Origin of the sequence: Jidongwangia harbinensis (genome assembly GCF_020216025.1) — a bacterium.
Lineage (GTDB): Bacteria > Actinomycetota > Actinomycetes > Mycobacteriales > Micromonosporaceae > Actinoplanes > Actinoplanes harbinensis.
Genome location: NZ_JAIWNC010000014.1, coordinates 25,907 through 45,756 on the forward strand (window position 1 = coordinate 25,907; position 19,850 = coordinate 45,756).

Consider the following 19,850-nt stretch of genomic DNA (forward strand, 5'->3'; position numbering starts at 1 on the left):
CCGGCGCATCTGTCAGGATTTCGGCATGGAATACGTGGTCGCCGCTGTGATCTTGCTGGTCGTGCTCGTGGTGGGGGCGGTCGGACTGGTCGTGCCCCGGGTCCGGCGCCGGGAGCAGCCGCCGGTCGGCGGGGCCGGCACGACGACGCTGGAACGCCCGCCCGCCGAGGCGCCGGCCGACACGGTTCCGGAGGCGCCGCCGGTCACCCTGCCGACGCTGCCGGACGAACTGCCACCGCTGATCGAGACGCCGGAGCCCACCGCCGGGCGGCTGGTCCGGCTGCGGGCCCGGCTGGCCCGGTCGCAGAACGCGTTCGGCCGGGGCCTGCTCGGCGTGCTGTCCCGGGATCACCTGGACGAGGACGCCTGGGAGGAGATCGAGGACAGCCTGATCTCCGCGGACGTCGGCGTGGAGGCCACGCAGGTGCTGGTGCAGCGGCTGCGCGAGCGGGTCCGGGTGCTCGGCACCCGGACCGTCGGCGAGGTGCGCACCCAGCTGGCCGAGGAACTCACCGCGGCGCTGGAGCCGGACCTGGACCGCAGCCTGAAGACCGCGCCGCACGAGGGGCGGCCCGCGGTGGTGCTGGTGGTCGGCGTGAACGGCGCCGGCAAGACCACCACCTGCGGCAAGATCGCCCGGGTGCTGGTGGCGGACGGCCGGACCGTGCTGCTGGGTGCCGCGGACACGTTCCGGGCCGCGGCCGCCGAGCAGCTCGCCACCTGGGGCGAGCGGGTGGGTGCCGAGACGGTCCGCGGGCCGGAGGGCGGCGACCCGGCCAGCGTCGCGTTCGACGCGGTCAAGCGGGGCATCGACACCGGCGTGGACACCGTGCTGGTGGACACCGCGGGCCGGCTGCAGAACAAGGTCGGCCTGATGGACGAGCTCGGCAAGGTGAAGCGGGTGGTGGAGAAGCACGGCCCGGTGGACGAGACGCTGCTGATCCTGGACGCCACCACCGGGCAGAACGGGCTGGAGCAGGCCCGGGTGTTCACCGAGGTGGTGGACGTCACCGGAGTGGTGCTGACGAAGTTGGACGGTACGGCGAAGGGCGGCATCGTCATCGCCGTACAGCGCAAGCTCGGCATCCCGGTCAAACTGGTCGGTCTGGGCGAGGGCCCGGACGACCTGGCGCCGTTCGAGCCCGCCGCGTTCGTCGAGGCCCTGCTTGGCACCGACGCGTAGGCTCTACGGGGTTCCGGCCGGCTATTCCAGGGGAGGGCGTGGGTGACGCAAGAGCCCGTCCGCGAGATTCCCCTGCACGGCGGCAACGTCAGCACGGTGTCCCGGGTCGGGGACACCGTCCGGCGTAACGCCGGGCCGTGGACGCCCGCGGTGCACTCCCTGCTGAACCATCTGCAGAAGGTCGGCTTCACCGGCTCGCCGCATGCCCTGGGCATGGACGACCGTGGTCGCGAGGTGCTGTCGTACCTCGACGGCGAGTGCGGGGAGTACCCGCTCGCGCCGCACTGGACCACCGAGGAGGCGCTGGTCACGGTCGCCACCATGCTGCGGATGTTCCACGACGCCCAGTATGGTTTCCGCCCGCCGCCCGGCTCGGTGTGGCGCTCGTTCGGGCCGCCGCCGCCGGACGCCGAGGTGATCTGCCACCACGACGCCGCGCCGCACAATGTGGTCTGGCGGCCGGACGGCACGCTCGCCCTGATCGACTTCGACCTGGCCTCGCCGGGTGCCCGGATCTACGACGTGGCGTACGCGGCGTGGACCTGGGTGCCGCTGTTCAGCGACCGGGACTCGTACACCCTGGGATGGAAGCGGCCGAACCGGCCGCGCCGGCTGCGGCTGTTCGCGGACGCCTACGGGCTGATCCCGCGCGACCGGCACCGGCTGGTGCGCACCATCCGGAAGCGGATCGTGGACCACGTGGAGGGCATCCGGCGGATGGCCGCGGCCGGTGACCCGGCCTTCGTCCGCATCGTGCACAAGGGGCACCTGCGCCGCCCGATGCGCGATCTGCGTCTGCTGGATTACGAGCGACACACCCTGGAGTACGCACTCCGCTGAGTGCGGCGACGACCTCGACGGGCGCATTGTCCCGGTTTAAGCCGTTTCCCGGCGGGCCTTGTGAGAGTTTCTTCACACGTTGGAAACAACTGGTCACGTGTCGGAAATCGCGCGTAGACCGTGCGTGAAACAGCGGGCCGAGAGGCTTCCGCCCAACCGGCCAGAGGCGATGCTGCCACGCTGAGCCGGGAGGGAGGGATCTCAACTCTAGGAGGCCAGCGTGCCTGAAGCACCTGCGATCGACCCAGCGAACACCGTCTGGCTGCTGGTTTCGACCGCCCTTGTGCTGCTCATGACGCCGGGACTGGCGCTGTTCTACGGCGGCCTGAACCGGTCCAAGGGCGTGCTCAACATGATGATGATGAGCTTCTCGGCCATCGGACTCATCTCAATTCTTTGGCTGTTCTACGGCTTCTCCATGGCCTTCGGGGCGGACCAGGGCGGAATCGTCGGCAACATCGGCGACTACCTGGGCACCAAGACCTTCCTCGCGGAGGGCGACCTGTGGGGTGCCACCGCGGAGAACCCGAGCGGCATCGGCGTACCCATCTATGTCTTCATGGCGTTCCAGATGGTCTTCGCGGTGATCACCGTCGCGCTGATCAGCGGCGCCATCTCGGACCGCACCAAGTTCGCCGGCTGGCTGCTCTTCGCCGGCCTGTGGGCCACGATCGTCTACTTCCCGGTCGCGCACTGGGTGTGGGGCGGCGGCTGGATCGGCGCCAAGCTGCACGCGCTCGACTTCGCCGGTGGTACCGCGGTGCACATCAACGCCGGTGCCGCCGCGCTCGGCCTGGTGCTCGCGCTCGGCAAGCGGGTCGGCTGGCCGCGTGAGGCGTTCAAGCCGCACAACGTGCCGTTCGTCGCGCTCGGCGCCGGCCTGCTGTGGTTCGGCTGGTTCGGCTTCAACGCCGGCTCGGAACTCACCGTCGACTCGATCGCCGGCCTGGCCTTCATCAACACCCAGGTCGCCACGGCCGCCGCGGTGCTCGGCTGGATCGTGGTGGAGTGGATCCGCGACGGCAAGCCGACGCTGGTCGGCGCGTCCTCCGGCGCCATCGCCGGTCTGGTCGCGATCACCCCGGCCTGTGGCTTCATCGCCCCCTGGGCGTCGGTCCTGCTCGGCCTGGTCGCCGGTGCGGTCTGCGCCCTGGCCATCTCGCTGAAGTACAAGCTCGGCTACGACGACTCGCTCGACGTCGTCGGCGTGCACTTCATCGGCGGCTGGATCGGCTCGCTGTGGCTCGGCTTCTTCGCCTCGACCGAACTGAACGCCGCGATCGGCGACGTGGTCGGCGCGTCCGACGGCCTGTTCTACGGCGGCGGCGTCACCCAGCTGGGCCGCCAGGCGCTCGCCGGCCTGGCCGTGACGATCTTCTCCGGCGCGGTGGCCTTCCTGCTCGGCAAGGCGATCGACAAGACGATCGGCTTCCGCGCCACGGAGGAGGCCGAGATCGACGGCATCGACGTCGCCGAGCACGCGGAGAGCGCGTACGACTACTCTCCCTCGACCGGGTCGAGCGGCGGCGCGTTCGCCATGGCCGGGATCAACCCGTCCAGCAAGTCCACCGCTGCTACCGCCCCCGAGGCGAGCAGCGAAAAGGTCGCCGGTTAATTTCGTTGAGATGGAGGGACTGAGCATGAAGCTGGTGACCGCGGTCATCAAGCCCTACCAGCTCGACGCGGTGAAGGAGGCTCTGCACGCGCTCGGCGTGGCCGGGCTCACCGTGAGCGAGGTACAGGGGTACGGGCGGCAGAAGGGCCACACCGAGGTGTACCGGGGCGCCGAGTACACCGTCGAATTCCTACCGAAGATCAAGGTTGAGGTGCTGACCGACGAGATCGACGTCGAGAAGGTCGTCGACGCCCTGGTCACCGCGGCGCGTACCGGCAAGATCGGCGACGGCAAGGTCTGGGTCACCGGCGTCGAGGACGTGGTCCGGGTACGTACCGGCGAGCGTGGGCTGGACGCACTGTAGTGATCAGTGAGCCGTTGGCTCCGCTCGCCGGACCGACCGACGGCTCACTGGAAGCATTGCGCGAACACATCGGCGCCGCCGCCCGCACCCGACGGGCGGCGGCGCTCGATGCGTGGCTGGGCGCGATGTTCCCCAGCCACCTGCCCGGCGTCAGCCTGCTCGCGGTGGGCGGGCTGGGCCGGCGGGACTGCGCGCCGCACAGCGACCTCGATCTGGTCCTGCTGCACAACGGGCAGGCCGGCATCGACCGGATCGCCTCCGCGCTGTGGTACCCGATCTGGGACGCCCGGCTCGGCCTCGACCACTCCGTACGCACACTGCCCGAGGCGCTGTCCGTGGCGCACGACGACGTCAAGGTCTCGCTCGGCCTGCTCGACGCCCGGCACCTGGCCGGCGACGCCCGGCTCTCCGCCGAACTGGTCGCCGCGGCGGGGGACCAGTGGCGGCGCACCGCGGTACGCCTGCTGCCCCAGCTCAGGGAGCTGACCGCGAGCCGCTGGGCGGCGCACGGCGAACTGGCCTTCCTGCTCGAGGGCGATCTCAAGGAGGCGGCCGGCGGGCTGCGCGACCTCACCATCCTGCGCGGCATCGGCCGGGCCGGCGTCGCCGACACCATGCGCCCCGCGGTCCGCGCGGCCGACCTGCGCCTGCTCGACACCCGGGACGCGCTGCACCTGGCGGTCGGGCGGCGGGTGGACCGGCTGGTCGCCCAGGAACGGGCCACGGTGGCGGAACTGGTCGGGCTCGACGACGGCGACGCGCTGCTGCGCCGGGTGGCGGGCGACGCGCGTACCGTCGCGCACGCTCTGGACGACGCCTGGCGGGCGGCCGACCGGCTGCGCAACGGCCGCCGCCGGGGCATGCCGTCCGGCCCGCCGATCCGCCGCCCGGTGGCCCGGGACGTGGTCGAACAGGACGGCGAACTGGTGCTCGCGCGTACCGCCATCGGCCCGGTCCCGGACCCCAGCCTGTCGCTTCGGGTGGCGGCCGCGGCCGCCACCGTGGAACTGCCCATCGCACGCGCCACCAGCGAATGGCTGGCGGCCTTCTGCCCGCCGCTGCCCACCCCGTGGCCGCCGGCGGCCCGCGCCGCGCTGGTCACCCTGCTCGGCTCCGGCCCCGGCCTGCTGCCCACCTGGGAGACCTGCGACCGGTACGGCCTGATCGACGCGTGGCTGCCGGAGTGGGCCCGGCTCCGCAGCCTGCCGCAGCACCACCCGGTGCACCGCTACACGCTGGACCGGCACCTGGTGCAGGCGGCGTTCGAGGCGACCCAGTACACCCGGGAGGTGGACCGGCCGGACCTGTTGCTGGTCGGCGCGTTCCTGCACGACGTCGGCAAGGGACTGCCCGGCGACCACAGCATCGTCGGCGCGCCGATCGCCCGGGAGATCGCCACCCGGATCGGCCTGCCCCCGGCGGATGTCGCCACGGTCGAGAAGCTGGTCCGGCTGCACCTGCTGCTGCCGGACGTGGCCACCCGGCGGGACCTCGGCGATCCGGTCACCATCGCCACCGTCGCCGACGCGGTCGGCGACGTCACCACGCTCGACCTGCTGCACGCGCTGGCCCGGGCCGACTCGCACGCCACCGGCCCGGCGGCGTGGTCGGACTGGAAGGGCCGGCTGATCGAGGACCTGGTCCGCCGGGTGCACACCACGCTGGACACCGGCGCACCGCCGGCCCCGCCCGAGCCGGACCCGGAACTGCTGCACGGCGACCTGCCCGCGGTGCACCTCGACGGCGACCGGGTCGCGGTGGCCGCCGCGGACCGGCGCGGGTTGCTCGCCGCGGCCGCCGCCTGCCTGGCCATGCACCGCCTGGACGTGGTCACCGCGGATGCGTCCACGGTGGACAGCCGGGCCATCGTCGAGTTCCGCACCCAGCCCCGGTACGGCTCGCCCGCCGATCCGGTGGCACTCGCCGCCGACCTGCGCCGGGTCGCGGCCGGCGACATCTCGGTCACCCAGCGGCTCCGCGCCCGCGCGATGACCGGCCGGGGCAACGCCGCGTCGCCGCGCGTGGTCTGGCACCGGGAAGCCGCCACCGACGCGGTCGTGCTGGAGTTGCGGGCGGCCGACTCGGCGGGCCTGCTCTACCGGGTGACCACCGCGCTCGACGAGGCCGGCGCGGAGGTGCGGGCGGCCCGGATCTCCACTCTGGGCGGTGACGTGGTGGACGCCTTCTACCTGGTCGGCGCGTGGTCGGACGCGGCGGACCGGTCCCGGGTGGAAGCGGCGGTGCTGGGCGCGGTCTGAGCGCCGCGCATCGATTCGGCGCCGGCTCCGTTGCTTGAGGTATGCAGCCACCGCAACTGCTCGACGACCACCTCACCGTGATCGGGTCGCGGCTGCGCACCGCGCTGACCGCCACCGCCGTCCGCACCGGGTCAATGGACGCGCGGCTGCTGCTGGCCCGCGCCGCGCTCCGGGACGCCGGCACGCTGGACGACCTGCTGGCGGCCGCCCGGGACGGCAACCGCGGATGGCTGCGCAGGCGCCGGCGGCAGGTGGACCCGGGCCGGATCGCGGCCCTGGCGCAGACCATCGCGCTGCAGGACGTGCTGCCGACCGACCGCCGCGACGCGCTGGCGGTGTACGACCTGGTCCGCGCGGTGTGCGGCCCGAAGGCGCTGTCCCCGGCGAACCAGGCCCTGCACACGCAGCTCACGCTCGCCTGGGACTCCCCGGACCGGGTGCCGCGGCTGCTCGGCGCGTACCGGCAGATCCGCCCCGAGGTGCGGGCCGCGATCGAGGCCGACCTGCTGAACCCGTTCACCGGACCGCGCCCGTCCGCGCCCTGGCTGGCCGTGTTCCAGGCGATGCTGCCCGAGCCGCGCCCGACGCTCGGCGGTGATCCCGGCCTGCCGCCGTTCGACCGGCTGACCGCGACGCCGCCGCACCGGGTGGAGGCGCCGGAGCGGGTGTCCGTCGTGGTGACCGCGTACCGGCCGGGGGAGGGGCTGATCACCGCGGTGCGGTCCATCCTCGGGCAGACCTGGCGCAACGTCGAAGTGATCATCGTCGACGACGGCTCGCCCGCCGAGTACGACCCGGTCCTGGCGCGGGCGGTGGCCCTGGGCGACCGGATCCGGTTGGTGCGGCAGCCGGTCAACCGCGGCACGTACGCGGCCCGCAACGCCGGACTCGACGCCAGCGGCGGGGAGTTCGTGGCGTTCCAGGACTCCGACGACTGGTCCCACCCGCGCCGCCTGGAGCTGCAGGTGGCGCCGCTGCTCGCGGAACGCCGGGTGATGGCGACCACCTCGGACGGGCTCTCCGTCACCGACCAGATGCTGCTCACCCGGCCGGGCGTGCGCAGCGGGCGGTTCAACCCGTCGTCGTTGCTGTTCCGGCGGTCCGCGGTGATGGGCCGGATCGGCTACTTCGACCCGCTGCGGAAGGCGGCCGACTCGGAGTACATCGGACGGATCCAGGCCGCGTTCGGTGCCCGGACCGTGCGGCACGTCGACTCGCGCCCGCTGGCACTGATCCGGCTGACCGTGGACTCGTTGTCCCGCAACGAGATCCGGGCGCACTGGATGCACCCGGCGCGGGTGGCGTACAGCTCGGCGTACCTGCACTGGCACCGGACCGTGGCGGCGGGTGAGGCGTCGCCGTACCGGCCGGCCGACGGCGCCGACCGGCCGTTCCCGGCGCCCCGGCACCTGCTGGCCGCGCCCGCCCGCGAGTACGACGTGGTGGTGGTCGCCGACTGGCGGTTCCTGGAAGGGGCGCAACGGGCCGCGGTCGAGGAGATCCGGGCCCTGGTCGCGGCCGGGCTGCGGGTCGCGGTGGTGCAGCTGGAGACGTTCCGTGCGGTGTACGTCCGCCGCTATCCGCTGGCCGCGCCGGTGCAGCAGCTGGTCAACGACGGCGTGATCGACCACCTTCCGCTGGCCGCGGAGTGCCGGCCCGCGCTGCTGATCGTGCGGCAGGCGGCGGTGTTGCAGTTCACCGCCGGCCGCACCAGCGCGATCCGGCCGCGCCGGACGCTGATCGTGGCGGACCGCGCGCCCCGCCGCGGCGACGGGGTGGACCGGCGGTACGTGCCGGCCACCTGCACCGCCCACGCCCGCGACCTGTTCGCGGCGGACCCGATCTGGTGCCCGCAGGACGCCGGCGTCCGCCTCGCCCTCCGGGTCACCGACACGGACGCCACGCTGACCGACACCGACCTGCCCACGGTCACCGACACCACCGGCTGGTGCGCGCCCCGCACCGGGGTGCCGGACGGCCCGCCGATCGCCGGTGTCGACCTGTGCGACGCCGGCACCTGGCCCGCGGACCTGCCCGACGCGCTCGCGGTCGCGCGCCGCCTGACCGGTGTGGACATCCGGCTCCGGCTGCCCGACCGCCCGCGCGGCGAGAACCAGGTCACCGTGCCGAAGACCTGGCTGGTGTACGAGACCGCGGACATCGCCGCCCGCCCGTTCCTGCACCAGCTCGACTTCTACCTGCACTTCCCGCACCGCCGGGCGGAGGAGGTGCTGTCCCGCCCGGCCCTGGAGGCCGCCGCGGTCGGCTGCGTGGTCCTGATGCCGGAGCGGTTCGCGGCGCTGTACGGCGACGCCGCGGTCTACACCGACCCGGCCACCGCGGGAGACGTGATCCGGCGCTACGCCACGGACGCCGCCGCCTACGCCGAACAAAGCCGCCGCGCCCGCCTGGTCACCACGAACGCCCACACCCCCGGTCCCTTCGTGGACCTGATCACCACCCTCCTCGACTCCCCGCCGGTCCCGCCCCCGCGCGTCCCGTCCTCGGCCACCCCGACCCCCTAGCGCGTCGCGACGGCGGGTGCGCGTAACGGGCGGCGTGGTTGGCGCGTTAGGGGTGTGTGGTTTGTGGCGATCTTGCTGTGCAGGGAGGACGTGACCGGTGAGCAGCCTGGTCCAGTTCGGTCGACGTCAGGCGGTTCGGCTGCACAGCCTCACGTCGCGGCAGGCGATCGGCCTGGGCGTGATGGCGGTGCTCTGCCTCGGGGTCACCGTCGCGTCCGCCACCGGGCACGCCGCGGTGGCCACGTCCGCCCTCGCGTTACTCCTGGCCGCGACGCTGGCCGGCGTCGTGCACCTGTCCCGGCGGGTGCGGGCGTTGCACCGTGCCGATCAGGCCGCGGTGCGGGATCTGCGGATCGTGGTGGAGCAGTTGCAGCGCCGGCTGGTCGCGGCCGTGGAGAAGGAACGGCTGGCGGCCGGCGACCGGCACCAGGAGGTGCTCGATGCGGTCGCGCGGGCCGAGCGGCTCACCCCGCCCGGTGCCGAGCTGCTGCTGGGTGAGCAGAACCGGGAGATCGAGGCGCTGGTCCAGCTGTTCCAGACGGTCTCGCCGCGTGCGCCGATGCCGGCCGCGGAGTCCGGCCCGCGCCCGTCCGACCTGCTCGGCCTGCTGCACATCGTGCGCGGCCGGAAGCCGAAGCTGGTGGTCGCGCTGGGCGCCGGCCCGGCGACGATCTGGCTGGGGTACGCGCTGGAGTCGGCCGGCCGGCTGGTGGTGGTGGAGCACGACGCGGAGCAGGCCGAGCGGAGCCGGGCATTGCTGCGGTCGCACGGACTCGGCGCGGTGCAGGTCCTCCACGCGCCGCTGACCGAGCTGTCGCTGGACGGCCGCACGGTGGACTGGTACGACGTGGACGCGCTGGACGGCCTGCACGACATCGATCTGCTCGTGGTGGACGGCCCGTCCGCGACTCCGGCGGACGCCCTGCCGCCCGCGCTGCACGTGCTGGGCCGGCGGCTGGCGTCCGGTGCGGCGGTGGTGATCGAGGAGGCGGCACGTCCGGAGGGGCGGGTGGCGCCGCGGCAGTGGGGCTTCGACGGGCTCAGCCCGGAGCGCCGGCTGGCCGGCCGGTACACGGCGCTGTCGTTCGCGCCGACGCTGGCGCCGTTGCCCTCCTGAGCCGGTACGACAACGCGCCCCCCGCCTCGGGGGAAGGCGGAGGGCGCGGTCGCGGGCGGCGCGGGGAACGCGCCCACGTCGGACCGGCGGGGGCCGGCCCGGGACAATCAGCGGCTGCCGAACTCCTGGGTGAAGTACGTGGTGCCGTTGGCGGCGTACACGGCGCCGACGCCGACCGCCTTGGCGCGGCAGTTCAGGAGGTTGGCGCGGTGGCCGGGGCTCTTCATCCACGCGGTGACCACCTGGCGGCCGTCGCGGTAGCCCCAGGCGATGTTCTCGCTCAGCGGCGCGACGTAGCCGGCGCGCTTGACCCGGACGACGAACGTGGAGCCGCCGCTGCCGGTGTGGCTGAACTTGCCGTAGCGGGCCATCCAGGCGCTGTGGCTGCGGGCCGCGAGCGCCAGCTTGGCGTCCAGCCGGACCGGCGCGCAGCCGGCGCTCTTCCGTACCGCGTTGGTCCACGCCACGATGTCGGACTGCAGGCGCACCGTCGTCGGCGCGGCTGCCTGGGCCGGCGCCGCCACCACGAGGACGCCGAGCAGAGCGGCGGGAACGAGGGCGAGCTGGACCAGGCGGCGAGCGATCGACGTACGCATCATCAGTGCCCTTCTCGTTGACGGCCCCGGCTCGTTTCCGCCGGGCTCACCGTCTCCGTTCGGCCCTGTGGTGATGCCATGAAGGCCTACTCAGGTGCCTGCCCGTGGCCCTTGAGTTGCCGGACGGGTAGGTAGGAGAGGCCGGTTGCGGACATGCGAATGCGACGGGTGCGAGCCGGTTGTGGGTCGCCTCCGTCGGTTGCGGTACGGGTTCAGCCGGTCAGTGATTCGACGCGCTCGGCGTACCGGTCGTGGTGGTGCAGGGACTGCACGAAGGCCCGGCTGCGCTCGCTGAGCCGGTGCAGTTCGGTGCGGCGGCCGTGCAGCGTGCGGATGGTGTCGGCGACCTCCGGCGGTGCGCTGTAGAGGGCGGCGTCGCCGAAGGTGCCGGAGAAGCGGTACGGCAGCACGGGTACGCAGCCGGCGGCCATCGCGGCCAGCACGCCGGGTTCGGGGTCGGTGAGCGCGTCCTCGGCCGGCAGGTGCAGATAGAAGTCCACCTGGTACAGGAAGCTGCGCAGGGTCACCTCGCCGGCGCCGTAGACCAGCCAGTCGCGCGGTGCACCGTGCGCCCCGAACGCGCGGCGGGACGCGCCGGTGCCGTCCAGCAGCCGTACGTCGATCCGGGTCGGGTCCGGCAGCTCGTCGCGGAGCCGGCGCCACTCCGCCCGGTCGCCGACACAGTGCCGGCCGGCGACCGGCCGGTCGGCGCGCGGGCCGCGGCGGTCCAGTCGCCAGCGGTCGGCGTCCACGGTGCCGGGCAGGTCCACCGCGGTCAGCGGGAGTCCGCCGGGTGCCGCGACGAGCCGTCGCCGGCCGGCCGGTCCGGTCGGCGCCCACAGCGGGTCGACCCCGAACAGCCGGCGGGACGACGTCACGCAGCGCCGGGACCAGGTGCCGGCGCCGGTCTCCACGACCACCCGCCCGGCCCGGACCGCGCTGGGGCCGGTGGGCGGGAACCGCAGCACGGCGGGGGACCGCACCACCACCAGCCGGGCGCGGACGTCGTCGCAGAGCTCGATCTGGTCCACCTCGCCGGCGTTGACCGCGTCCTGCATCTCCGGGTCGAAGTTCGCCAGCCGGTGGCGCAGGTTCGCGAAGTCGTCCAGGTGCAGCACGGCGGCGCGCAGGCCGCGGGCGCGCAGCGCGCGCAGTTGGCCGAGACCGGCGTCCGGCAGGGTCCAGTCCGCGGCGAGCACCACGTCGTAGGTGCGGCGCCCGGTGCGGCCGAGCAGCCGGCGCGGTGCGGCACAGCGGCGCGGATCGGAGACCGCCGCGGCGCCGGTGGCGAGGTGCCGGTGCCAGGCCTGGAACGCGGACAGGTACGAGCGCCGGGCCGGGTGCATCCAGCCCGGCCGGTAGTCCGAACTGGACAGTGAGGCCGGCGAGAGTCGGATCAGCGCCAGCGGCGGCCCGTCCAGGTGCCGGGTGGCCGGGCGGCCGAACACGGCCCGGGCGCGTTCCACGTACTCGGCGTCGGCGCCCTTGCGGACCGCGGCGAAGTGACCGACCCGGCGGAGCGCGTCGGCCCGCCGGAACATCAGCGAGGACAGGTTGTACGAGCGGGTGTCCGCGAAGCCCAGCCGGGTCACCAGGAGTTCCGGGGTGACCCGCAGGCCGGTGGACGTGGTGGAGAAGACCGCGGGGTCGTCCCGCAGCGGCGCCGCCTGGGTCTCCAGGCGCAGCGGATGCGACCAGTCGTCGGAGTCCTGGAACGTCACGTAGTCGCCGGTGGCGGCGTCCAGGCCGGCGTTGCGGGCGGCGTACGTGCCGGCGTTGACGTCCAGCCGGATCACCCGGATCCGGGGGTCCAGGGCGGCGGCCCGGCGCAGCACCTCGTCGTGGCCGTACGGCGAGCCGTCGTCCACCACCAGGATCTCGTGGTTGGTCCAGGTCTGCGCGGCCAGCGACCGCACCGCGGTGAGCAGTTCCGGGCCGGGCCGGTAGGTGGTGACGATCGTGGTGATCCGCTCGGCGTGGCCGGCGCGCTGGGCGTACCCGGTGGTGAGCCGGTCGAACGGCGCGCCGGGCCCGTCCGCCACCTGGACCGCCGGGTCGGGCAGCAGCGCCGCGAAGTCCCAGGCGCCGGTGCCGCCGGCGTGCGGGTTGGCCAGATCCACGGTCAGCGCGGTGCGCACCGGCCCGGCCAGATCCGGGTACGCGCGGAGCAGTTCCACGGTCCGGTCCCGGTCGCCGGCCGCGAACGTCAGCTGGACGTGCAGGATCTGATGCTCCGGTGCCACCGGACCGCTGTCGTGCAGCAGTTCGCACAGCGCCAGCGCGTCGGCGCGGTCGCTCGGGCGCAGATTCTGCAGCGCCATCACCCGGGCCAGTTCGCCCGCCGGCCACGGGTCCGGGTCGGGGACGGCGCCGGACAGCAGGTCCCGTACCGTCGTCGCGCCGGCCGCGCGGGCCAGCAGCTCGCGCGACTCGACCGAGCCGGCGCGCAGCGCGGCCACGGCGAGCGGGTCCTGTCCAGTCTGGTTGCGCATCGCCGGTGTTCCCCCTCGTGAAGCGTCTCCCCCGCAGGGACAACGAGGCAGTGGCCGGGAGGGGGCGATTTGTCCGTGTCGTCCGGTCCATCCCTTCGTTGAGCCGGGGAAGGCGGGATCGGTGGGACGGGGGTGTTCGATGTCCGCGACCGTGTACGACGTGGCGATCCTCTCCGACCTGCGGTACCCCGGCGGCAACTCGGCGAGCATCGTGGCCGAGGTGCAGGCCCAGGCCGCCGCCGGAGTGTCCACCGTGCTCATCCACGTCCCGTCGCCGCATCTACGGCACGCCCGGCCGTTCCATCCGCGGATCGTGGCGTGCCTGCGCGACGGCCTCGCCGACCTGGCACACGACGGCGACCCGGTGGACGCCCGGCTGCTGGTCATCCGGCAACCGCGGATCTTCACCCACGATCTCGCGGTGCCGCCGGTGGTCCGGGCCGACCGCACCGTGCTGGTGGTCAACCAGCCGCCCGGCGACGCCGCCGACGACCAGTGCTACTACGCGGTCGCCGAGGTACGGGAACGGATCACCCGGTACTTCGGTCCGGATGTGGCCTGGGCGCCGATCAGTCCCCCGGTCCGCGAACACCTGCAGCGGGTGGCGCCGGACCTGCCGCTGCCGCGTACCGACTGGCACGAGATCATCGACGTGCGTGAGTGGTGGGCGGACCGCGACGGCCCGGTCGGCGCGGTGCCGGTGATCGGCCGGCACGGGCGCCCGGATCCGGTGAAGTGGCCCCGCGACCCCGAGCAGATCCGCCAGGCGTACCCGGACTCCGGCGACGTGCGGGTGCGGATCCTCGGCGGTGCCGAGATCGCCGCCGCCCGGATCGGTGGGCTGCCGTCGAACTGGGAGGCGGTCGAGTTCGGCGCGGAACAGCCGCGGGACTTCCTGCGTACCATCGATGTCTTCGTCTATTTCCACGACCCGCGGTGGGTCGAGGCGCTGGGCCGCACCATCCTCGAGGCGATGGCCACCGGCGTGCCGGTGATCGTCGGCGAGCACTTCCGCGGCACCTTCGGCGACGCGGCGCTCTACGCCGAACCGGCCGGGGTCCGCGACCTGGCCCGGGCGCTGCACGCCGACCGGGCGCGGTACCAGCTGGTGGTGAAGCGGGCGCGGGAGTTCGTGGAGCGGCGGTACGGCAGCGACGCGCACCTGTCCCGGCTCGGCCTGCGCCCGTCCCGCCGGTCCCACCCGGTCCCCGCGCCCCGCCCGGCGCCCGCACCGGCCCGCCCGGCCACCCGGGTGCTGCTGCTCGGCGACCAGCCCGACCGGCTCCTGGCGATCGCCCGGCGGCTGCCCGGCGACCTGGCCCCGGTGCTGGTCACCGGCTCACCCCGGCTGCCCCCGGACGGCCCGCTCACCGAGTACCTGCCGAGCCGGGCCGCGCTCGACGTGCGCCCGGCGCGCTGGTCCGGCTTCCTGCGCGACCGGCTGCGGCACCTGATCGCCCTGCACCACGCCCGCGCGGTGGTGCTGGACGGGCTGCCGCACGACGGCGTGCTCGCCGCCACCGCGGACCATCCGGACGTGGCCTGGCTGTGGATCCGGCCGGCGATGTGGCGGCGCGGCACCGGGCTGGAATGGCAGGGCCGGGCCGCCGCGTTCGACGCGGTGCTGGCACCGGGCGAGTTCGCCGCAGCGGGCGACGAGGGCTGGACCGTGGCCGACCGTACGCCGGTGACCGAGGTCCCGCCGATCACCCGCCTGGACCGGGGCGACCTGCTGGACCGGGACGCGGCCCGGGCCGCGGCCGGGGTGACCGGCGAACCCGCGCTGCTGCTGCGCGGAGTGTCCGCGGCGGTCCCCGAATTCCGGGTGATCGAGGCGGACGCCGGCGCGCTCCGGGCCGCCGACCTGGCCGTGGCGGCGGCCGACTACACCACGTTCCACGAACTGCTGGCCGCGACGGTGCCGACGGTGTTCGTACCCGACCCGGCGGCCACCGACGACCAGCTGGCCCGCGCCCGGTTCGCCGCCGCCGCGGGCGCCGCGCTCTGCGCCGAGCCCGGCGCGGACCTGGCCGACGTGCTCACCGTCGCGGCCCGGTCCGACGTCCGTGCCGCCCTCGCCCGGCGCTGCGCGGACCTCGCGTTCGACAACGGTGCCGCGGCGGCCGCGGCGTGGATCGGCGCGCACTGTGGCGCGCCCGCCCGGATCGGAGCCTGACGTGCAGACCGGTGGATGGACCGGCGACCTGACCGGGCCGTCTCGTCCACGGCCTGTCGGGGCGGCAACGGATACGTCGCACCGGCCGGCGCCGCCGGCGGACCCGGTCCGGACGCCGGACCGCACCCTGGAACGCGCGCGCTGGGAACTGGCCGCGCTGGCCGGGCGGTTGCGCACGCTGGAGGCGGAACGCGACGACTGGCGGGCCCGGCACGACGAGGTGGTCCGCGAGCGGGACCAGCACCACGACGCGGTACGCGCGCTGCGCCGCAGCCGCGCCTACCGGCTGGGCCGCACGCTGGTCGACCTGGCCGGCCCGGCCGTGCGGACGGTACGCCGGTTCCGCCCCCGCCCGCCGGCGACGCGCACCGCCCGCCCGGACCGGTCGCTGGCCACCGCCCCGCCCACCCACGTCTACGTCGCGATCGGCCTGACGCCGGAGACGTTGCGCGCCTTCACCCGGGCCCTGGCGCAGCGGATCGTGGTGCAGCCGGACCACCGCCCGGTGGTGGTCACGGACAGCCCGGCGTTCCGGTCGGCGCGGGCGCCCGGGCTCGTGCTGGAGTACCTGCCGGACGCTTCGACCTGGCACCGGCACCGGCCCGACGTGCCCTGGGACGACCTGCTCACCGAGCGCCTGACCCGGCTGTTCACCGACCATGGTTGCGTACGTACCGCGGTGATCGACCCGGACCGGCCGCCGTCCCTGGCCGACCTTCTGGCCTGAAGCTGCGCACATAGCCCCGTGGGCCGGGAATGCACCTCCCGGGGGGCCCTCCTGCGAGGAGACCCCGGTCGGCTGACCGGCACCCGGGACCGCGCCCGCGTCACTCCGTGCTCGCGGGCCTCGTTGCAGGTACGTGACCACCGAGACGATCGATGCGCCGCCGTCCGTTCGTGTTCCGGCGGCGCCCGTCCCGCCGGTTCCGCCCGCGCCCCGGTTCGGCATCCTGTGGCGGCGTACGCTGCGGCGGTCGGTCCTGGTGCCGCTCACCGTGCTGGCGCCGCTGGTCGCGCTGGCACCGACCGCCGACCACCGGTACAACCTCTACTGGCACGGTGGGATGTTCGCGGGCGATCCGGCGGGCATCGTCCGGCACACGCTCGGCACCGTCGACACGTACCTTCGGCTGGGTAATTTCCGGCCGCTCGGCCGGATGCTGGAGAAGTCGCTCGACCTGGCCGCGTACGCGCTGACCAGCCTGCTCGGACTGCCCGTCAACGTGTCGTTCCGGCTGGTCTCGTTCGTCAGCGCGGTGGTGCTCACGGTGGCGGCGGTGATGTTCGCGGAGTGCCTGGTCAACCGCGGCCGGCTGTTCCGGCAGGCGCCGTCGCGGCTGGCCGCCACCGTGCCGTTCGCAGCCGGCGCCGGGTTGGTCGCGGCCGGTTCGGCCAGTCCGGTGGTGTTGTTCGGCGGGACGTATCTGCTGTCCGGGGCGCTGGTGCTGGGCGTCGCCGCCGCGGTCTGCCGGGTGGACCGGGAGCGGCGGCGGATCGGCCGGTGGCGGGGCGGGCTGCTGCTGCTCGGCGGGGCGGCGCTGGCGTCGTTCAACGAGATCGCCTATCTGGCCCTGCCGTTCGCCACCGTCGCCGTGCTGGTGCGCGGCCTGATCGTGCTGCTGGGTCATCCCCGGCAGGTGCTGACCGGTGCGCCGGCCCGGGTGATCGCGTTGCTGTGGCTGGGTTTCCTGCCGGTCTTCGGGGTGGTGCGCGCGGTCATCTACAGCCATTGTGCGGACGGCGCCTGCTACCGGGGTTCGGATGTGGCGCTCGGTCCGGACGTGCTGGCCGCGGCGCCGGTCCGGATGGTGGCATGGCTGCCGCCGCTGATGTGGCGTACCGCGACCGAGGGCGGGCGGCCGTGGCTGGGCGGCCTGATGCCGGTGCTGGCGCTGGTGGTGCTGGCCGGGCTGGGGTGGCGGGCGATCCGGGACCTGCCCCGGCTGTCCGGAGTGGACCGGCGGCAGATCGCCGGGGTGATCGTGTCCGCGGTCGCGCTGATCGTGCTCGGTGGCACGCTGGGCGGGCTGAACGCGGACGTGCAGGCGCTGGTGGCGGACGGCCGGTGGGGCCAGGGGTGGCGGGACACCGCGGTGACCGCGGCCGCCGGGGCGCTGCTGCTCACCGCGCTGGGCCACGCGGTGCTGACCGGGCCGCGGTTCCGCCGCGCCGGGCCGGCCGTGCTGATCGTGGTGCTGGCCGCGTCCGGGGTGGTCACCGCGGCCGCCAACAAGCGGTACGCCGACCGGCTCGGGGCCGGCGCACCGGCGCAGCTGGCCAACCGGGTCGCCGGGGAGATGGCCCGGTTCGACCGGAGCGCCGCGGGCAACGCCCGGCGGTGCGCGCTGCGGCAGGAGTTCCGGATCCGGTACGCCGACTCCGCGTTCAGCCTGCGGCGGTTCGACGAGTCCCTCGACGTCGCCGCGCAGCACCTGGCCGGGGTCCGGTTCTGTGCCTGATCCACTGATCTCCGTGGTCGCCCCGATCTACAACGAGGGTGCGGGCGTCGACCGGTTCGTGCACCGGCTCGCCGAGGTGCTCGACGGGCACCGGTACGAGCTGGTGCTGGTCGACGACGGTTCGGCCGACGACTCGTGGCGGCGGGTGCGGGACCACGGCCGGCGGGATCCCCGGGTCCGTGGCGTGCAGCTGTCCCGCAACTTCGGCAAGGAACAGGCGGTGCTGGCCGGGCTGGAGCACGCCGCGGGCGACGCGGTGGTGGTGATCGACTCGGATCTGCAGCACCCGCCCGGCGCGATCCCGGCGATGGTGCGCTGCTGGCGCGACGGCGCGCACGTGGTCGAGGCGGTGAAGCGCAACCGCACCGGCCAGTCGATCACCAACCGGCTGGCGGCCCGGCTGTTCAACGCGACGTTCACCCGGCTCACCACGGTGGATCTGGTCAACGCGACCGACTTCCGGCTGCTCTCCCGGACCGCGGTGGACGCGCTGCTGAGCCTGCCCGAGCACGCCAGCTTCTTCCGCGGCACCAGCAGCTGGATCGGGTTCCGCCGGGCGGTGGTGGAGGTGGACATCGACCATCGGGCGGGCGGGCGCTCCCGGTGGACGGTGTCGTCGCTCTTCCGGCTGGCGGTGAACGGGCTCACCTCGTTCACCGCGGCGCCGCTGCACGTGGTCACGGTGGGCGGCCTGGGCTTCGCGGCGTTCTCCGTGGTGCTCGGCGTCCAGACGCTGGTGCGCTGGATGAGCGGCGGATCGGTGGCCGGCTTCCCGACGGTGATCCTGCTGCTGCTCGTGATGGGCACGTTCATCCTGCTGGGTCTCGGCGTGATCGGCGAGTACCTGGCCCGGATCCACGAGGAGGTCCGGGCCCGCCCGCGGTACCTGGTGCAGGAGCGCACCGGGACGCCGGTCACCCGGACCGCGGTCGAGACGGTGCCGGAGCAGTGGACCGCGTCGGCCGGTGCGGACCGGGCCGGTTACGAACGCCCGTCGAGGAACTGACGGATCACGCCGGCGATCCGGGCGCCGGCCCCGCCGTCCCAGAGCGGCGGCGTCGGCCAGGTCTGCGGCCGTCCCGCCGCCAGGCAGCGCTCCACCTCGTCGGCCAGCCGCTCGCGGGTGACCAGCCGGTTGGTGCCGTGGGTGATGGTCACCGGCCGTTCGGTGTTGGGGCGGATGGTGAGGCACGGCACGCCCAGCATGGTGGTCTCCTCCTGGACGCCACCCGAGTCGGTCACCACGGCCGCGGCGCCGCGGACCAGGCCGAGGAACTCGACGTAGCCGAGCGGGTCGATGACCCGGACGCCCGGGTGGTCGAACAACCCGGCACGCTGCAGGCTGTCCCGGCCGCGGGGGTGCAGCGGCAGCATCACCGGGACCTGGGCGGCCACCCCGTGCAGCGCCTTCACCAGCGCGGACGCGTCGCCGGCACCGTCCACGTTGGCCGGCCGGTGCAGGGTGGCCACGACGTACCGGCCGCCCAGGTGGTGCGCGGCCCGGGCCGCGGTCTCGTCGAACCGGTCCAGGTTGGCCAGCAGCGTGTCGATCATCGGGTTGCCGACCAGGTGGATCCGCCCGGCCGGGACGCCCTCGTTGCCCAGGTGCGCCACGGCGTCCGGGCTGGTGGCGAAGAGCAGGTCGGAGAGGCGGTCGGTGACCATGCGGTTGACCTCCTCCGGCATGCTCGGGTCGAAGCTGCGCAGGCCCGCCTCGACGTGCGCCACCGGCACGCCCAGCTTCGCCGCCACCAGCGCGGCGGCGACCGTGGAGTTCACGTCGCCGTACACCACGACCAGGGCCGGGCGTACCTCGGCGAGCACGTCCTCCAGGCCGGTCATGATGGCCGCGGTCTGCCGGGCGTGGGTGCCGGATCCGACGCCCAGGTTGATGTCCGGGGCGGGCAGCCCCAGCTGCCGGAAGAAGACCTCGAACATCTGCTCGCCGTAGTGCTGCCCGGTGTGCAGCAGGCGCTGCGGCACGCCGAGGGAGTCCAGGGCGCGCAGCACCGGCGCGGCCTTGGGGAAGTTGGGTCGTGCGCCGGTGACGTGCAGGACCGGACCGGACATGCGGAATCTCCACTACGACGTCGGGGGTGTCGCCCGGTACAACGCGGCACCCGTCCGCGGGGACTCGGACCGCTTCCGGCGGTCCGGCGCGACATATCAGGCATGGGCCTCGTTTCCAGGAGGAGATCGCGTACGTTCCCCGACCGGCATCCGCC

General features: G+C 74.3%; 14 protein-coding genes. 11 read left to right on the forward strand and 3 right to left on the reverse strand.

Features of this window, described 5'->3' with window-relative positions:
* Positions 1-25 precede the first annotated feature (25 nt).
* From ftsY to LDL48_RS20005, 7 genes are all read left to right on the forward strand, one after another.
* On the forward strand, positions 26-1,183 hold the full coding sequence (gene ftsY / locus LDL48_RS19975; protein WP_225256693.1) for a signal recognition particle-docking protein FtsY: 1,158 nt from the start codon (positions 26-28) through the stop codon (positions 1,181-1,183).
* Between the two features lie 42 nt (positions 1,184-1,225).
* Complete coding sequence (locus LDL48_RS19980) at positions 1,226-2,023, forward strand: phosphotransferase (RefSeq protein ID WP_225256694.1); 798 nt, start codon at positions 1,226-1,228, stop codon at positions 2,021-2,023.
* 220 nt (positions 2,024-2,243) lie between these two features.
* Positions 2,244-3,638: an ammonium transporter gene (locus LDL48_RS19985; RefSeq protein WP_225256695.1), complete on the forward strand. Its 1,395-nt coding sequence runs from the start codon at positions 2,244-2,246 to the stop codon at positions 3,636-3,638.
* A 25-nt stretch (positions 3,639-3,663) separates the two neighbouring features.
* The gene (locus tag LDL48_RS19990) at positions 3,664-4,002 is read left to right on the forward strand and encodes a P-II family nitrogen regulator (RefSeq protein WP_225256696.1); all 339 of its coding nucleotides are present in this window, start codon (positions 3,664-3,666) and stop codon (positions 4,000-4,002) included.
* Positions 4,003-4,016: 14 nt separating this feature from the next.
* Positions 4,017-6,260 (forward strand): [protein-PII] uridylyltransferase, encoded by a 2,244-nt coding sequence (locus LDL48_RS19995; RefSeq protein ID WP_225256746.1) that lies wholly within the window; start codon positions 4,017-4,019, stop codon positions 6,258-6,260.
* Between the two features lie 41 nt (positions 6,261-6,301).
* Positions 6,302-8,785, forward strand: coding sequence for a glycosyltransferase family 2 protein (locus LDL48_RS20000; RefSeq protein ID WP_225256697.1), 2,484 nt, complete (start codon positions 6,302-6,304; stop codon positions 8,783-8,785).
* Positions 8,786-8,882: 97 nt separating this feature from the next.
* Positions 8,883-9,902, forward strand: a complete 1,020-nt coding sequence (locus LDL48_RS20005) for an O-methyltransferase (RefSeq protein ID WP_225256698.1) — start codon at positions 8,883-8,885, stop codon at positions 9,900-9,902.
* 107 nt (positions 9,903-10,009) lie between these two features.
* On the opposite strand, the gene LDL48_RS20010 is transcribed toward LDL48_RS20005, so the two are convergent.
* Positions 10,010-10,501, reverse strand: a complete 492-nt coding sequence (locus tag LDL48_RS20010; RefSeq protein ID WP_308016471.1) for a CAP domain-containing protein — start codon at positions 10,499-10,501, stop codon at positions 10,010-10,012.
* 209 nt (positions 10,502-10,710) lie between these two features.
* Positions 10,711-12,990, reverse strand: a complete 2,280-nt coding sequence (locus tag LDL48_RS20015) for a glycosyltransferase (RefSeq protein ID WP_225256699.1) — start codon at positions 12,988-12,990, stop codon at positions 10,711-10,713.
* A 139-nt stretch (positions 12,991-13,129) separates the two neighbouring features.
* Here LDL48_RS20015 and LDL48_RS20020 point away from each other — a divergent pair, with 139 nt between their 5' ends.
* The 4 genes from LDL48_RS20020 to LDL48_RS20035 all read left to right on the forward strand — a co-directional run bounded on the left by LDL48_RS20020 (position 13,130) and on the right by LDL48_RS20035 (position 18,631).
* Entirely contained in the window at positions 13,130-15,166 is a 2,037-nt protein-coding gene (locus LDL48_RS20020) for a glycosyltransferase (RefSeq protein WP_225256700.1), read from the forward strand.
* 1 nt (position 15,167) lies between these two features.
* On the forward strand, positions 15,168-15,893 hold the full coding sequence (locus tag LDL48_RS20025) for a Rossmann-fold NAD(P)-binding domain-containing protein (protein WP_225256701.1): 726 nt from the start codon (positions 15,168-15,170) through the stop codon (positions 15,891-15,893).
* Positions 15,894-16,026: 133 nt separating this feature from the next.
* Positions 16,027-17,625: a hypothetical protein gene (locus LDL48_RS20030; protein ID WP_225256702.1), complete on the forward strand. Its 1,599-nt coding sequence runs from the start codon at positions 16,027-16,029 to the stop codon at positions 17,623-17,625.
* A complete protein-coding gene (locus LDL48_RS20035; protein WP_225256703.1) occupies positions 17,618-18,631 on the forward strand; it encodes a glycosyltransferase family 2 protein in 1,014 nt (337 codons plus the stop codon). Before LDL48_RS20030 ends, LDL48_RS20035 begins: the two co-directional genes overlap by 8 nt.
* Here LDL48_RS20035 and wecB read toward each other — a convergent pair.
* The gene (gene wecB / locus LDL48_RS20040; protein ID WP_225256704.1) at positions 18,607-19,695 is read right to left on the reverse strand and encodes a non-hydrolyzing UDP-N-acetylglucosamine 2-epimerase; all 1,089 of its coding nucleotides are present in this window, start codon (positions 19,693-19,695) and stop codon (positions 18,607-18,609) included. The two genes, LDL48_RS20035 and wecB, sit on opposite strands and share 25 nt — an antisense overlap.
* Between the last annotated feature and the right edge of the window lie 155 nt (positions 19,696-19,850).

What these genes read in the sequence shown, in the direction of transcription:
- LDL48_RS20015 (WP_225256699.1), bottom strand. Translation starts at nt 12,990, where the DNA reads ATGCGCAACCAGACTGGACAGGACCCGCTCGCCGTGGCCGCGCTGCGC.
- LDL48_RS20010 (WP_308016471.1), bottom strand. Translation starts at nt 10,501, where the DNA reads ATGATGCGTACGTCGATCGCTCGCCGCCTGGTCCAGCTCGCCCTCGTT.
- LDL48_RS20000 (WP_225256697.1), top strand. Translation starts at nt 6,302, where the DNA reads ATGCAGCCACCGCAACTGCTCGACGACCACCTCACCGTGATCGGGTCG.
- LDL48_RS20020 (WP_225256700.1), top strand. Translation starts at nt 13,130, where the DNA reads ATGTCCGCGACCGTGTACGACGTGGCGATCCTCTCCGACCTGCGGTAC.
- ftsY (WP_225256693.1), top strand. Translation starts at nt 26, where the DNA reads ATGGAATACGTGGTCGCCGCTGTGATCTTGCTGGTCGTGCTCGTGGTG.
- LDL48_RS19990 (WP_225256696.1), top strand. Translation starts at nt 3,664, where the DNA reads ATGAAGCTGGTGACCGCGGTCATCAAGCCCTACCAGCTCGACGCGGTG.
- wecB (WP_225256704.1), bottom strand. Translation starts at nt 19,695, where the DNA reads ATGTCCGGTCCGGTCCTGCACGTCACCGGCGCACGACCCAACTTCCCC.